Here is a 14,650-nt window from a genome sequence, read left to right on the forward strand (position 1 = left end):
CGCCCACACCCGCCCTGCTCGTCGCTCCCCAGGGCCGCCCGCGACACGCCGACACCCCAACGGCCCAACGCCGCTGCACAAAAGGCCGATCCGTCACTTCTGGGCACGTACCGGGATGTCCAGGATCACCCGCGTCCCGCGCTCCGGCGCCGGGACCATGTCGAAGGTGCCTCCCAACTCGCCTTCCACGAGGGTCCGTACGATCTGCAGCCCGAGGTTGCCCGAGCGGTGGGGGTCGAAGCCCTCGGGCAGACCGACGCCGTCGTCCTGGACGGTGACCAGGAGGCGAGCCTCCTTGGTGGTGCCGCCACGCACCGCGGACACCTCGACCGTGCCGGTGTCGCCCGGGCGGAAGCCGTGCTCCAGGGCGTTCTGCAGGACCTCGGTGAGGACCATGGACAGCGGCGTGGCGACCTCGGCGTCGAGTATGCCGAAACGTCCGCTGCGCCGGCCGGTCACCTTGCCCGGCGAGATCTCGGCGACCATCGCCAGGACCCGGTCGGCGATGTCGTCGAACTCCACCCGCTCGTCCAGGTTCTGAGACAGCGTCTCATGCACGATGGCGATCGAGCCGACCCGGCGGACCGCCTCCTCCAGTGCCTCCCGGCCGCGCTCGGAGTCGATGCGCCGGGCCTGGAGCCGCAGCAGTGCGGCGACCGTCTGGAGGTTGTTCTTCACCCGGTGGTGGATCTCCCGGATGGTGGCGTCCTTGGTGATCAACTCACGTTCGCGGCGGCGCAGTTCGGTGACGTCCCGGCACAGCACCAGCGAACCGATACGGGCACCCTTGGGCTTGAGCGGGATGGCCCGGAACTGGATGACGCCGTCGTTGGCCTCGATCTCGAACTCGCGCGGCGCCCAGCCGCTGGCCACCTTGGCGAGCGCCTCGTCCACCGGGCCGCGGGTCGGGGCGAGTTCGGCGGTGGTCTGCCCGAGGTGGTGCCCGACCAGGTCGGCGGCGAGGCCGAGGCGGTGGTAGGCGGACAGGGCGTTCGGGGAGGCGTACTGGACGATGCCGTCCGCGTCCAGCCGGATCAGGCCGTCGCCGACGCGCGGGGAGGCGTCCATGTCGACCTGCTGGTCGGGGAACGGGAAGGCGCCGGCCGCGATCATCTGGGCGAGGTCGGAGGCGCTCTGGAGGTAGGTCAGCTCCAGGCGGCTCGGGGTGCGGACGGTGAGCAGGTTGGTGTTGCGGGCGATCACACCGAGGACGCGGCCCTCGCGCCGTACGGGGATGGACTCGACCCGCACGGGGACCTCTTCGCGCCACTCCGGGTCGCCCTCGCGGACGATCCGGCCCTCGTCCAGCGCGGCGTCCAGCATGGGCCGCCGCCCGCGCGGGACCAGGTGGCCGACCATGTCGTCCTGGTAGGAGGTCGGGCCGGTGTTGGGGCGCATCTGGGCGACCGAGACGTACCGGGTGCCGTCCCGGGTGGGGACCCAGAGGACCAGGTCGGCGAAGGAGAGGTCGGAGAGCAGCTGCCACTCCGAGACCAGCAGGTGGAGCCACTCGAGATCGGAGTCGTCGAGGGCGGTGTGCTGGCGGACCAGTTCGTTCATGGAGGGCACGTGTGCGAGCGTACCCGGGGCCTGGTGGGTGGCCGAAAAACACCCGCGGGCCGCGGCGCCTGGAAGGGACCCTCAACCCTCCCGGCACCGCAGCCCGGAGCATCATCGGCCGTGGGGTGTGCGGTCCCGGTCGGCCGAAGGTCGAGGAGCCGGGGCAGTCAGGGCAGAGAGCACCGGTTCCTCGGTCCGCCTTCCTGTGCGGGGAAGACGGAGGCTGTGTTCTATTGGATTGTGGACTAGACCACGCGGGCGTGTCCATGGCCGGGGAAGAGCCCGGTAGCGGCCACTGGCACGCGATGCCACGCAGCCTAGCCCGCCCGGGTCACTCATGGGGCCAGATGGCCATGGCAATTTCCGCAAGTGCTTCCAATTGCTCCCGGCTCGCCCCGTCCCGCGCCCGCTGGGACGTGCCCTGGATCATCGCTCCGGCGTGCCGGGCGAGAGGGGAGGCGTCGGTGCCGGGCGGCAGCAGGCCCGCGGCGACGTCCGCCCGGATCCGGGATCGGCGCGCCGGCGGATGTCGCGGACGGGGCGGCGTTCCCGGCCTCCGAGGACGGGCACCGGGTGACCTGGCACTGGCTGGACGCGACGGCAGGATCCCTCCTCCGACCCCCGGAGAGCTGGGTTCTCGAACGCCGATTCTGTTAGATTGGTCTAAACCACATAGAGACGCACAGAGCCCTCTCCAGAACGGCAGGCCCAGCGTGGAAGTTGTCATCGTTCCGGACGCCGCGACGGGCGGCGAACTGATCGCCGAGGCCATGGCGCAGCTGCTGCGACGCAAGCCCGACGCCCTGCTCGGCGTGGCCACCGGCTCCACCCCGCTGCCCATCTACCAGGCACTGACCGGCAAGGTGCGCTCCGGCGCCGTGGACGTCTCGCGGGCCCGGATCGCGCAGCTCGACGAGTACGTGGGGCTGCCCGCCGACCATCCCGAGTCCTACCGCTCGGTGCTGCGCCGTGAGGTGCTGGAGCCGCTCGGCATAGGCATGGACGCCTTCATGGGACCCGACGGCACGGCCGAGGACGTCCAGGCGGCGTGCGAGGCGTACGACCGGACGCTCGCCGAGGCCGGCGGGGTGGACCTGCAGCTGCTCGGCATCGGCACCGACGGGCACATCGGGTTCAACGAGCCGTGCTCCTCGCTCGCCTCGCGCACCCGGATCAAGACGCTGACCGAGCAGACGCGGGTCGACAACGCCCGCTTCTTCGACGGCGACATCGAGCAGGTCCCGCACCACGTCATCACCCAGGGCATCGGGACGATCCTGGAAGCGCGGCACCTGGTGCTGCTGGCGACCGGTGAGGGCAAGGCGGACGCGGTCGCCGCGACCGTCGAGGGCCCGGTCGCGGCCGTGTGCCCGGCCTCCGCGCTCCAGCTGCACCCGCATGCCACGGTGGTCGTCGACGAGGCCGCCGCGTCCAAGCTGAAGCTGGCCGACTACTTCCGGCACACCTATGCCAACAAGCCGGAGTGGCAGGGGATATAGACGGGAGCACCGGCGGCAGCGGGAGAGGGGGGTGCGGGCTGCCGTGACCCGCTGGCCCGTGCGCCCCTCGCGCTCCCCCGCTCGATGGACTAGACCAACAACGGGTGCAACGGTATACAGAGGGGATCACGGAGCGTGCAGGGGGAGTCCTGACCCGGCAACCCGTGCCACGATGTGTGCCGTGGCCGATGGGATGTCGGTCCGCTTTCGGCATTCGGAGCCGGGAAGGCAGAGCATGAGCACCGACGTCAGCAGTGCGGAGAACGAGGCCGGCACGACCGTCCGTGCCGCGCGCGTCCCCAAGTACTACCGCTTGAAGAAGCACCTGCTCGACATGACCGAGACGCAGGCGCCCGGTACGCCGGTCCCGCCCGAGCGCACCCTGGCGGCCGAGTTCGACACCTCCCGCACCACGGTCCGCCAGGCCCTGCAGGAGCTGGTCGTGGAGGGCCGGCTCGAGCGCATCCAGGGCAAGGGCACCTTCGTGGCCAAGCCCAAGGTCTCCCAGGCGCTGCAGCTCACCTCCTACACCGAGGACATGCGGGCCCAGGGCCTGGAGCCGACCTCGCAGCTGCTGGACATCGGGTACATCACCGCGGACGACCGGCTCGCCGAGCTGCTGGACATCGCCGCCGGCGGGCGCGTACTGCGCATCGAGCGGCTGCGCATGGCCAACGGCGAACCGATGGCGATCGAGACCACCCACCTGTCGGCCAAGCGCTTCCCGGCCCTCAGGCGCTCCCTGGTGAAGTACACCTCGCTGTACACGGCGCTCGCCGAGGTCTACGACGTCCACCTCGCCGAGGCCGAGGAGACCATCGAGACCTCGCTGGCCACCCCGCGCGAGGCGGGCCTGCTCGGCACGGACGTCGGCCTGCCGATGCTGATGCTCTCCCGGCACTCGCTGGACCACGAGGGCAAGCCGGTGGAGTGGGTGCGGTCCGTATACCGGGGCGACCGGTACAAATTCGTGGCACGGCTGAAGCGTCCCGCGGAGTAACGGCCGGGCCCGTTCGCAGAATCGACATACCGTTATGCGGACGAGGTCTTCCACTGGCGCGACACCGTCACCTAGATTGCCTGCGCATTACACAGGTGATCAGCGAGGGGACGGAGCCGTGGCATGTCCGAAACGCCTGAAGTGAGGCCACCGGTGGTGACACCGGTCCGGGTGATCATCGCCCTGTGTCTCGTCGCGCCCTTCGTGGCGATGCTGTGGGTCGGCTCGTACGCCAAGACGGACCCCGCGTTCATCGGGATCCCGTTCTTCTACTGGTACCAGATGCTGTGGGTGCTGATCTCCACCGCGCTCACGATGCTCGCGTACCAGCTGTGGCAGCGTGACCAGCGCGCCCGCAAGGCCGCGGCCGGCCGGGACGAGGAGGCGGCGAAGTGAAGGACGTCAACGGCGTCGCGCTCGGCGTCTTCATCTTCTTCTTCCTGGCCGTCACGGTCATGGGGTTCCTGGCCGCGCGCTGGCGCAGGGCGGAGAACGACCAGTCCCTGGACGAGTGGGGTCTGGGCGGACGGTCGTTCGGCACCTGGATCACCTGGTTCCTGCTCGGTGGTGACCTGTACACGGCCTACACGTTCGTCGCCGTACCGGCGGCGATCTACGCGGCGGGCGCGGCGGGCTTCTTCGCGGTGCCGTACACGATCCTGGTGTACCCGCTGATCTTCACCTTCCTGCCGCGCCTGTGGTCGGTCTCGCACCGCCACGGCTACGTCACCACCTCCGACTTCGTGCGCGGCCGGTTCGGCTCGAAGGGGCTGTCGCTGGCCGTCGCGGTCACCGGCATCCTGGCGACGATGCCGTACATCGCGCTGCAGCTGGTCGGCATCCAGGCGGTGCTGGACGTGATGGGCGTCGGCGGCGGCGAGAACACCAACTGGTTCGTGAAGGACCTGCCGCTGCTCATCGCCTTCGGCGTGCTGGCCGCCTACACCTACTCCTCCGGCCTGCGCGCGCCCGCGCTGATCGCGTTCGTCAAGGACACGCTGATCTACATCGTCATAGCGGTGGCGATCATCTACATCCCGGTCAAGCTGGGCGGGTTCGACGACATCTTCGCCAAGGCGGGCGAGGCGTTCAGCCAGACCAACCCGGTCACCCAGGCTCCGCGCGGTGCGCTGGCCCCGGCGGAGAAGGGTCAGTGGACGTACGCCACCCTGGCGCTGGGCTCGGCACTGGCGCTGTTCATGTACCCGCACTCGATCACCGCGACGCTGTCCTCCAAGAGCCGTGACGTGATCCGCCGCAACACCACGATCCTGCCGCTGTACTCGCTGATGCTGGGCCTGCTGGCGCTGCTCGGCTTCATGGCGATCGCGGCCGGAGTGAAGGTCACCAACGGGCAGCTGGCGATCCCGCAGCTGTTCGAGGACATGTTCCCGGACTGGTTCGCGGGCGTGGCCTTCGCGGCGATCGGCATCGGCGCGCTCGTCCCGGCGGCGATCATGTCCATCGCGGCAGCGAACCTGTTCACCCGCAACATCTACAAGGACTTCATCAAGCCGGACGCCACGCCGCAGCAGGAGACCAAGGTCTCCAAGCTCGTGTCGCTGCTGGTGAAGGTCGGCGCCCTGGTCTTCGTCCTCACCATGGACAAGACGGTCGCCATCAACTTCCAGCTGCTGGGCGGCATCTGGATCCTGCAGACCTTCCCGGCCCTGGTCGGCGGTCTGTTCACCCGCTGGTTCCACCGCTGGGCGCTGCTGGCCGGCTGGGCGGTCGGCATGGTCTACGGGACGGTGGCCGCGTACGGGATCGCCTCGCCGACGCAGAAGCATTTCGGCGGCAACGCCAAGGAGATCCCGGGCATCGGCGAGATCGGCTACATCGGCCTCACGGCGTTCGTGCTGAACGTCCTGGTGACCGTGGTGCTGACCTTCGTCCTGAAGGCCCTGAAGGCTCCCGAGGGCCTGGACGAGACACGGCCGGAGGACTACACGGCGGACGCGGGCGATCCGGGCGTCCAGGTGGAGCTGCCTCCGGCCACGGCAGGCGCCGGCCACTAGGCAGACCCGCAGCGGGCCGCCGTGAAGCACGTGCCACGGCGGCCCGCTCGCTTGCGTGCCGCCCGCCGCATCTACGAACGCCTGGGCCTCGTCCGCGTCCCGGACCGTGACCGGAACCCGGTCCCGGACCTCGACGGCATCACTCTCCTCACCTACGAGTTGACGCTCTGAGACTGTCGCGACACAACATCTGGGGGTGCCACGGCAGCCCGGCACTAGATGTATGCTCGTCCTCGCTGTCGCCGCAGGGGAATCCGGTGCGAATCCGGAACTGTCCCGCAACGGTGTACTTGCGTGTATCCGCACGCCTGTTCAGTCCGAGGACCTGCCGACGGCGCGCACCCGACCGTCCGGTCCGGGTGCCTTGAGACGTCCGGGCCTCGCGGAGTGGGCCGGTGGACTCGACGCCGTGCGCGCTCGTGGCTGCCCCCTGCCCTCCGCCAGGCCCCAGTGCCGAGCGAGGGAGAGCCCCACGTGACCATCGCGCCAGTCGACCCGGCTTCAGTCCGCGAGCAGGAGACCGACGGTCCCGGTGCCGCGCTGCTGCGGACCCTGACCGAGCTGACCGCCGACCTGCCCGACGCCGACCCCGGCCGGGTCGCAGCCGCCGCGCTGCGCGGCCGGTCCGCGCGGGCCGACGAGGCGGAGCTGCGGGAACTGGCCACGGAGGCCGCCGCCGGGCTCATCTCCGAGGACCCCGCCTACTCGAAGCTGGCCGCCCGGCTGCTGACCCTCGCGATCCGGGACGAGGCCGCCTCGCAGGGCGTGACGTCCTTCACCGAGTCCGTCGCGGTCGGGCACCGCGAGGGCCTCGTCGCCGACCGCACCGCGGACTTCGTGCGGCAGCACGCCGAGCGGCTCGACGCGCTGATCGACCGTACCGCCGACGACCGGTTCGGCTACTTCGGCCTGCGCACCCTGCACAGCCGCTACCTGCTGCGCCACCCGATCACCCGCAAGGTCGTCGAGACGCCCCAGCACTTCATGCTGCGGGTGGCGAGCGGTCTGGCCGAGGACGACTCGGCCCGCTCCGTGGACGAAGTCGCCTCGCTGTACGGCCTGATGAGCCGCCTGGACTATCTGCCGTCCTCCCCCACCCTGTTCAACTCGGGTACGCGGCACCCCCAGATGTCGTCCTGCTACCTGCTCGACTCCCCGCTGGACGAGCTGGACTCCATCTACGACCGCTACCACCAGGTGGCCCGGCTGTCGAAGCACGCCGGCGGCATCGGTCTGTCGTACTCCCGCATCCGCAGCCGCGGTTCGCTGATCCGCGGCACCAACGGGCACTCCAACGGCATCGTCCCGTTCCTGAAGACCCTGGACGCCTCGGTGGCCGCGGTGAACCAAGGCGGCCGGCGCAAGGGCGCGGCCGCGGTCTACCTGGAGACCTGGCACTCCGACATCGAGGAGTTCCTGGAGCTGCGGGACAACACCGGTGAGGACGCCCGCCGTACGCACAACCTGAACCTCGCGCACTGGATCCCGGACGAGTTCATGCGCCGGGTCAACGCCGACGCCCCGTGGTCGCTGTTCTCGCCGGCCGACGTGCCCGAGCTGGTGGACCTGTACGGCGAGGAGTTCGACGCCGCCTACCGCAAGGCGGAGGCGGCGGGCCTGGCGAAGAAGACGCTTCCGGCGCGCGAGCTGTACGGCCGCATGATGCGGACCCTCGCGCAGACCGGCAACGGCTGGATGACCTTCAAGGACGCCGCCAACCGCACGTCCAACCAGACCGCGCTCCCGGGACGTGTCGTGCACTCCTCCAACCTGTGCACGGAGATCCTGGAGGTCACCGACGACGGCGAGACCGCGGTCTGCAACCTGGGCTCGGTGAACCTGGGCGCGTTCGTGGACACCACGACCGGGGACATCGACTGGGAGCGGCTGGACCGGACCGTCCGCACGGCCGTCGTCTTCCTCGACCGCGTGGTCGACATCAACTTCTACCCGACCGAGCAGGCGGCCCGGTCGAACGCCAAGTGGCGCCCGGTGGGCCTCGGCGCGATGGGCCTGCAGGACGTCTTCTTCAAGCTGCGGCTGCCGTTCGACTCCGCGGAGGCGAAGCAGCTCTCCACCCGGATCGCCGAGCGCATCATGCTCGCCGCGTACGAGGCATCGGTCGACCTCGCCGAGGCCAACGGCCCGCTGCCGGCCTTCCAGGAGACCCGCACCGCCCAGGGCCTGCTGCACCCGGACCACTACGACGTCGAGCTGACCTGGCCGGAGCGCTGGGCCGCCCTGCGCGAGCGGATCGCGGCCTCCGGTATGCGCAACTCGCTGCTCCTGGCGATCGCGCCGACGGCCACGATCGCCTCGATCGCGGGCGTGTACGAGTGCATCGAGCCGCAGGTCTCCAACCTGTTCAAACGCGAGACCCTGTCCGGCGAGTTCCTCCAGGTCAACTCGTACCTGGTCCAGGACCTCAAGGACATGGGCGTGTGGGACGCCCGCACCCGCGAGGCCCTGCGCGACGCGAACGGATCGGTGCAGGACTTCGTCTGGATCCCCGAGGACGTCCGGCGGCTGTACCGCACGGCCTGGGAGATCCCGCAGCGCAGTCTGATCGACATGGCCGCCGCCCGCACGGCGTTCCTGGACCAGGCCCAGTCGCTGAACCTCTTCCTGGAGACGCCGACCATCGGCAAGCTCTCCTCGATGTACGCGTACGCCTGGAAGTCCGGACTGAAGACGACGTACTACCTGCGCTCGCGCCCCGCGACGCGCATCGCCCGTGCCGCCCAGGCGCAGACCCCCGCCGCCATCCCCGTGCAGCAGGCCGCCGACCCCGACGCGGTCGCCTGCTCCCTTGAGAACCCCGAGTCCTGCGAGGCCTGCCAGTAATGTCCAACCGTCCCCAGAACCTGCTCGACCCGGGCTTCGAGCTGACGCTGCGCCCCATGCGCTACCCCGACTTCTACGAGCGCTACCGGGACGCCATCAAGAACACCTGGACCGTGGAGGAGGTCGACCTCCACTCGGACGTGGCCGACCTCGCGAAGCTGACCCCGGAGGAGCAGCACCTCATCGGCCGGCTGGTCGCGTTCTTCGCGACGGGTGACTCGATCGTCGCGAACAACCTGGTGCTGACGCTGTACAAGCACATCAACTCCCCGGAGGCGCGCCTGTACCTGTCGCGCCAGCTCTTCGAGGAGGCCGTGCACGTCCAGTTCTACCTGACGCTGCTGGACACCTACCTCCCCGACCCGGAGGACCGGGCGGCGGCCTTCGCGGCCGTCGAGAACATCCCCTCCATCCGCGAGAAGGCGCAGTTCTGCTTCAAGTGGATGGACTCGGTGGAGAAGCTCGACCGGCTGGAGACGCGCGCCGACCGCCGCCGTTTCCTGCTCAACCTCATCTGCTTCGCCGCGTGCATCGAGGGGCTGTTCTTCTACGGTGCCTTCGCCTACGTGTACTGGTTCCGCAGCCGCGGCCTGCTGCACGGTCTCGCCACCGGCACCAACTGGGTCTTCCGTGACGAGACCATGCACATGTCCTTCGCCTTCGAGGTCGTCGACACCGTCCGCAAGGAGGAGCCGGACCTGTTCGACGACGAGCTGCGGCAGCAGGTCACCGACATGCTCCGGGAGGCCGTCGAGGCCGAGCTGCAGTTCGCGCGCGACCTGTGCGGGGACGGCCTGCCCGGCATGAACACCGACTCGATGCGGCAGTACCTCGAGTGCGTCGCCGACCAGCGCCTCACGCGCCTCGGCTTCGCCCCGGTGTACGGCTCGGAGAACCCCTTCTCCTTCATGGAGCTGCAGGGCGTTCAGGAGCTGACGAACTTCTTCGAGCGCCGCCCGTCGGCGTACCAGGTGGCGGTGGAGGGCACGGTCGACCTGGACGAGGACTTCTGACGCCTCCCCTCCCCACGGGGCTGCTGAGCCTCCCTGAGCTGTCGGTCGGTGCGCCTGTCACGCGGGACGCCGAGGGCGGAGGGGAGGATCAGGAGGACCAGGACCAGTGGGTCCGGGCGCTGGGTACGGCCCCCAACGCCTACCGGCGCGCGTTCCGGGGCCCTCGGGCCGCCTGAGCGCGCGCCGGTACCAGGTGTCCTACCAGGGCATCGCCCGCAGCAGCAGGTTGTGCGGGCGCAGCGTGATGCCGACGCGGGTGGTGTCATCGGACCCGCTGACCTGCTCGAAGCGGTACTTGGCCGAGATCGCGGCGGTGATCAGGCTCAGCTGGGCCATGGAGAAGTGGTCGCTGGGGCACTTGCGGTTGCCCACGCTGAACGGGCTCATCGCGTGCTTCGGGACCTCCTTGGCCCGCTCGGGCAGCCAGCGGTCGGGGTCGAAGTCGAGGTGGTGGTCGTAGGAACGGCCGTCGCGCTGGATGGCGTAGGGGCTGTAGACGATGTCCGCCCCGGCCGGAATGCGATAGCCCCCGAGAGCGGTGTCGGTCACCGCGCGGCGCGTCAGAATCCATACGGCGGGCCTGAGCCGCATGGCCTCGACGACGACATTGTTGGTGTGCGTGAGTGAGCGGACGTGCGCGAATCCGACGGGCCGGCCACCGGTCACGGATTCGACCTCGGTCCGTACCTTCTCGGCGTGTTCGGGATGTTCGGCGAGGACCTGCAGCAGCCACATGATCGTGGACGCCACAGTTTCGCTGCCCGGGGTAACTATCGCCACCACCTGGTCGTGGATCTCCTGTTCGCCGATGGGGGCGCCATTGTCGTCCTTCGCCTCCAGCAATGCCGTCAGCAAATCGTCCGGCTTTTGACCAGACGCCCGCCGCTCGGCGACGATCTCGTCCACCAGCAGATGCAAATCGGCCAGCGCCCGGTTGAATTCCCGGTTGGCCGGGAACGGCAGCCGGTAGAGCGGCCCGAGTGGGATCACCATCCTGCGGTACATGCCGCGGAAGACGGTGGCGAGGTCGATGCTGAGCCGCTCGGCGCGCTCGTCCATGAAGTCGCCGCGCAGCAGGCAGCGGGCGGCTATGCGGACGGCGACCCGGAAGGACTCGGAGGTGCAGTCGATGGTCTCGCCGGGCTGCCAGCGGGTGGTGAGCCGGTGTGCCTCCTCCTCCATGACCGGACCGTAGCCGGGTATCGCGCCGAGCCGGAACGCCGGCTGGATGGTGCGTCGCTGGCGCCGGTGCCGGGGACCGTTGGCGGTGGCCACGCCTTCCTTGCCGAGCAGGCCTTCGAGGGACTCCCACAGCGGCCCGTCGATCTTGAAGTCGGGGCTGAGGGCCAGGGCGCCGGTCAGCTCCGGCGTGGTGACGGCGTACACCGTCTTCGGGCCGAGCTTCAGCCGCACGACGTCGCCGTGGTCGCGCAGTGCGGACATGAAGGCCAGCGGGTCGCGGACCATTTTCAGGCCGTGCCCGAGGACCGGCACGGCTCCTCCGGCCAGGGGCGGTTCGCACAGTCCGGGCACCTCGGGGATCCGGGGCTTCACCGACTCGACGGTCATTTCTCACCTGCCGCTTCGTTCGTGACGTACGGGGGCGTGGACCGGTCGTCCCAGTTGTCGACCATGTACCGGCCGGACTCGTGGTGGAACCAGTAGGCGGAGCTGAACCAGTTGCGCATATTGTCGACGCAGGTGCGGACCGTGGCGCCCAGTTCCTTGCCGCGGACCGTTCCGTCGTCGATCTCGTGGGCGAGTCTCAGGGTTTTCCGCCGGGCCACGAGGAATTCGTCGATGCATTCCTCTATGCGCCGCCTGAGTTCGTCCACCGCTTCTTCCAGGGTCAGCCCCTCATGAGTGATGAGGCTGATTCCCAGATTGTGCACCTCGTCGCCCGCTATTTCTTTCGGCAGCGAGCAGAGGTCGTTGTACCAAGCGGCGAATTCCTGACTGAGGAGTGCCGCACGCCGGTATGCCGGGTGTTTCCGTACACGGTCCGGGAGTTCATACCCGGCACTGGCTTCGAGCAGGTCCGTCCATATCCAGTGCGCGAAGGTGTGGCGGCGCAGGGCGAGATATTCGCCGACGCCGGGCACATACCCTTCGGTACGGTTGCGGAATTCCCGGTCGTAGGCCTCGATCACGGCATGGAAGTGCCGGGCGAACCGCAGGTTCCAGGTGCGCGACAGGATCCCGTACAGCCGCAGCACGCTGTCCGCGAAGCCCGCGACCAGCGGGTCGGGGTGGTGCAGGTGGTGCCTGGGCGCGTCGACGGCGGCGTGCAGCCGGTGCCGCAGCCGCCGCCAGTCCCCGGACCGGCCGTGCACGACGAAACGGTCGTGGTGGTCGTCCCATACGAAGAACCACGCACTGTAGTCGGCTATGGCCTGCAGGACCTCGTCGGGGGCACCCACGTAGAAGCCCGCCATGAGGTCCGTGTAGCAAAGTCCGTCGGCATATTCCTGCACCTTGTCCGCCGGCATGAGCCGTTTTTCCAGGAGCCAGCGCCGTGTCTCCTGCTGAAGCCTCGGCCAATACGGGTGCAGTCGCCGGGGAAAGGCGGACTCGATCACCGGGAGTGCCAGTGAGGGCGGGACCACGACCGCCGCCGGTGTCGCTGTGGTGCTGTGTGGGAAAGCTTGCACAGAACAAACCCCTCTCAGCCGCCAGATGCGCACACCCCTCCCGTTGTGCCGGGCGTGCGCCGTTGCGTATCCCCGCACTTCCATTCAGCACCACAACTGACCGCCGTGGGAACGGATTTGCTTCACTCACTACCCCAAGGTGCCGAGAATCCCCCCTTCTGTGACTGATTAGGGATCACTAGGCACACGCAAGAGATCAGATGTACGACGCACGCATGAGCGAACAACGGCAAGACGAAGGCGCCCGGCCAGGAAGGATCCCGGCCGGGCGCCCCAACTGCGCGGTGCTGCTCAGTCGTTGGCGACCACGGGGTAGCGTGGCTCGTTCTCGGCCATCTGCCGCAGCGCGTCCTTGCGGTCCCGCTTCGACAGCCGGTCGATGTACAGGTAGCCGTAGAGGTGGTCGGTCTCGTGCTGCAAACAGCGTGCGAAGTAGCCGGTGCCGCGCACCTTGATCGGGTTGCCCCGCTCGTCCTGGCCGGTCACCTCCGCGTAGTCGGGACGGGCCAGCTCCGCGTACGCCGTGGGGACGGACAGGCAGCCCTCGTTGCTGTCGTCCAGCCGGCGCTTGTCGGCCGGCAGGTCGACCAGCTTCGGGTTGCACACCACACCGACGTGCCGGGCGCCCGTGTCGTCCTGGCAGTCGTAGACGAAGACCTTCAGATCGACACCGATCTGGTTGGCCGCCAGGCCCACGCCCTCGGCGGTGCGCTGGCTGGCGAACATGTCGGCGACCAGCTGCTGCAGCTCCTCGCCGAACTCGGTGACGTCCTTGCACTCCTTGTGCAGCACCGGGTTGCCGACGACCGTGATCGGCCGCGAGGTGCCGCGCTCGCGCCAGGCGGTCTCGCGCTCCTCACAGTCCTCCGTGTCGACGACGTACCCCTCGTCGTCGACGGGGAGCACGCCCGCGTGCTGCTGATCGGTGTCCTGCTGCGCCATGACCGACGTACGCCTTCCTCACATGAACAGGGGGTGTTGCTGCTGATACAGGGTACGCGGGACGCGCCCCGGAGGGGCGCCGGGAACGGCTCGACCAGCCACGGCGAACCCGCAGCCGGCCGCCGCCCTCAACACACCTCTTCGAGGTCCCGCCAGTCGCGCGAGTCCGGGCTGTCGGCGACCCACCCGTCCAGCAGCCCCCGCACCAGCGAAGCCGGCGCGGCCACCCCGCACTCCCGCTCCGGCACCCACAGCTGCCCGTCGGTGCGGTGCCCCAGCGGGCCCGGGTGACCGGGTTCGCTGTGGTCGTGCGGGTCCAGGTGCACCCCTTCGCCCTCGTCGGAAGGCATGCGGGACTCGCTGCACATCCGGCACAGCAGGCGCACGGAGGACGACCAGTCCTCCGCGGCGAACCCGGCGTCGGCGGCCAGCTGCTCCAGGGCGTCCCGGTCCGCCTCCGTGGCCGCCTCCAGCAGGACCACCCAGGTGGGGACGGGGGACGGCGCCCACAGCTCGATCTCGTCGAAGACCGGGTAGCTGTGCCCGGTGGACGTCGTGCGCTCACCGTGCGGGACACCGTCGTGCAGTACCACCTCGCCCCAGCGTCGCCCGGACGAGGGAAGCGGGATCGACAGGACCTCCATCCGGGCCGGGTCCAGCCTGCGGCCCCACACGACCTCGGCCTCGCCCTCCGGGGAGAGCCGTACGGCCGCGCTGCCCAGCTCCATGCCGAGCGGTTCCCCGGACACGGCGGCGCCACCGGGCACCTTCAGCCCGTACGCCTGCCAGGCGCGGCGGGCCAGCGGCCAGTCCTGCAGGGCGGTGGCGGCGATGCCGACGTTCCACCAGTCGGGCGCCCCGGTCTCCCGGTCGAGCAGCGCGACGGCGCGCAGTCCGGCGGCCCGGGCCTGCTCCCAGTCGTGCCGGAACTTGTGCAGCAGCGCGAGGTTGAACCAGGACTCCGACAGCCAGGGCTCGAGATCGGCGGCGCGTGTCAGGAGTTCGCCCGCGTCCTCGTACCGGCCGTCGCCGATCAGCGTGAACGCCCGGTCGGTGGCCTGCCGCCAGGAGGCGGAGGGCCGGTGCCGTCCCTTGCCGAAGATCCTCACGATTCCCGCCTGCC

The 14,650-nt window shown here is 69.6% G+C and carries 11 protein-coding genes, 2 pseudogenes and 1 riboswitch; of the genes and pseudogenes, 7 read left to right on the forward strand and 6 right to left on the reverse strand.

Annotated features, from left to right (window positions below):
* Positions 1–93: 93 nt before the first annotated feature.
* Both JK359_RS26380 and JK359_RS39345 read right to left on the reverse strand, forming a co-directional pair.
* Positions 94–1,560, reverse strand: coding sequence for a sensor histidine kinase (locus JK359_RS26380; protein ID WP_201840832.1), 1,467 nt, complete (start codon positions 1,558–1,560; stop codon positions 94–96).
* A 331-nt stretch (positions 1,561–1,891) separates the two neighbouring features.
* Positions 1,892–2,080 (reverse strand): annotated as a pseudogene (locus JK359_RS39345) (TetR/AcrR family transcriptional regulator); the annotation flags it as partial.
* A 193-nt stretch (positions 2,081–2,273) separates the two neighbouring features.
* On the opposite strand from JK359_RS39345, the gene nagB reads away from it, so the two are divergent.
* From nagB to JK359_RS26415, 7 genes and pseudogenes are all read left to right on the forward strand, one after another.
* Positions 2,274–3,059 (forward strand): glucosamine-6-phosphate deaminase, encoded by a 786-nt coding sequence (nagB, locus tag JK359_RS26385; protein ID WP_201840549.1) that lies wholly within the window; start codon positions 2,274–2,276, stop codon positions 3,057–3,059.
* A 235-nt stretch (positions 3,060–3,294) separates the two neighbouring features.
* Entirely contained in the window at positions 3,295–4,059 is a 765-nt protein-coding gene (locus tag JK359_RS26390) for a GntR family transcriptional regulator (RefSeq protein WP_201840551.1), read from the forward strand.
* Positions 4,060–4,182: 123 nt separating this feature from the next.
* Positions 4,183–4,455 (forward strand): DUF3311 domain-containing protein, encoded by a 273-nt coding sequence (locus JK359_RS26395; protein WP_201840553.1) that lies wholly within the window; start codon positions 4,183–4,185, stop codon positions 4,453–4,455.
* Positions 4,452–6,077 (forward strand): monocarboxylate uptake permease MctP, encoded by a 1,626-nt coding sequence (gene mctP, locus JK359_RS26400; RefSeq protein ID WP_201840554.1) that lies wholly within the window; start codon positions 4,452–4,454, stop codon positions 6,075–6,077. Before JK359_RS26395 ends, mctP begins: the two co-directional genes overlap by 4 nt.
* A 51-nt stretch (positions 6,078–6,128) precedes the next feature.
* Positions 6,129–6,248: pseudogene (locus tag JK359_RS26405) on the forward strand (GNAT family N-acetyltransferase); the annotation flags it as partial.
* A gap of 46 nt (positions 6,249–6,294) precedes the next feature.
* Positions 6,295–6,424: riboswitch (cobalamin riboswitch) on the forward strand.
* A 127-nt stretch (positions 6,425–6,551) separates the two neighbouring features.
* On the forward strand, positions 6,552–8,921 hold the full coding sequence (locus tag JK359_RS26410; protein WP_201840556.1) for a ribonucleoside-diphosphate reductase subunit alpha: 2,370 nt from the start codon (positions 6,552–6,554) through the stop codon (positions 8,919–8,921).
* A complete protein-coding gene (locus JK359_RS26415; protein ID WP_201840558.1) occupies positions 8,921–9,934 on the forward strand; it encodes a ribonucleotide-diphosphate reductase subunit beta in 1,014 nt (337 codons plus the stop codon). The genes JK359_RS26410 and JK359_RS26415 overlap by 1 nt, the downstream gene beginning before the upstream one ends.
* A gap of 198 nt (positions 9,935–10,132) precedes the next feature.
* Here the strand turns inward: JK359_RS26415 and JK359_RS26420 are convergent, their stop codons facing one another.
* The 4 genes from JK359_RS26420 to JK359_RS26435 form a co-directional block, all read right to left on the reverse strand.
* Positions 10,133–11,503 carry a bifunctional albaflavenone monooxygenase/terpene synthase gene (locus JK359_RS26420; protein WP_201840560.1) on the reverse strand — a complete coding sequence of 457 codons (1,371 nt, stop codon included), beginning with the start codon at positions 11,501–11,503 and terminating at the stop codon, positions 10,133–10,135.
* Positions 11,500–12,585 (reverse strand): epi-isozizaene synthase, encoded by a 1,086-nt coding sequence (gene cyc1 / locus JK359_RS26425; protein ID WP_201840833.1) that lies wholly within the window; start codon positions 12,583–12,585, stop codon positions 11,500–11,502. The genes JK359_RS26420 and cyc1 overlap by 4 nt, the downstream gene beginning before the upstream one ends.
* Positions 12,586–12,876: 291 nt before the next feature.
* On the reverse strand, positions 12,877–13,527 hold the full coding sequence (gene def, locus JK359_RS26430) for a peptide deformylase (RefSeq protein WP_201840563.1): 651 nt from the start codon (positions 13,525–13,527) through the stop codon (positions 12,877–12,879).
* 128 nt (positions 13,528–13,655) lie between these two features.
* The gene (locus tag JK359_RS26435) at positions 13,656–14,636 is read right to left on the reverse strand and encodes a hypothetical protein (RefSeq protein WP_201840567.1); all 981 of its coding nucleotides are present in this window, start codon (positions 14,634–14,636) and stop codon (positions 13,656–13,658) included.
* Positions 14,637–14,650: the final 14 nt, after the last annotated feature.

The sequence above is a fragment of the Streptomyces actinomycinicus genome, assembly GCF_016741775.1.
In the GTDB taxonomy this organism is placed as follows: Bacteria; Actinomycetota; Actinomycetes; order Streptomycetales; family Streptomycetaceae; genus Streptomyces; species Streptomyces actinomycinicus.

Bases quoted from the DNA above. Each gene is read 5' to 3' on its own strand.
- JK359_RS26380 (WP_201840832.1), bottom strand. From the start codon at position 1,560: ATGAACGAACTGGTCCGCCAGCACACCGCCCTCGACGACTCCGATCTC.
- JK359_RS26390 (WP_201840551.1), top strand. From the start codon at position 3,295: ATGAGCACCGACGTCAGCAGTGCGGAGAACGAGGCCGGCACGACCGTC.
- JK359_RS26395 (WP_201840553.1), top strand. From the start codon at position 4,183: ATGTCCGAAACGCCTGAAGTGAGGCCACCGGTGGTGACACCGGTCCGG.
- JK359_RS26415 (WP_201840558.1), top strand. From the start codon at position 8,921: ATGTCCAACCGTCCCCAGAACCTGCTCGACCCGGGCTTCGAGCTGACG.
- JK359_RS26420 (WP_201840560.1), bottom strand. From the start codon at position 11,503: ATGACCGTCGAGTCGGTGAAGCCCCGGATCCCCGAGGTGCCCGGACTG.
- def (WP_201840563.1), bottom strand. From the start codon at position 13,527: ATGGCGCAGCAGGACACCGATCAGCAGCACGCGGGCGTGCTCCCCGTC.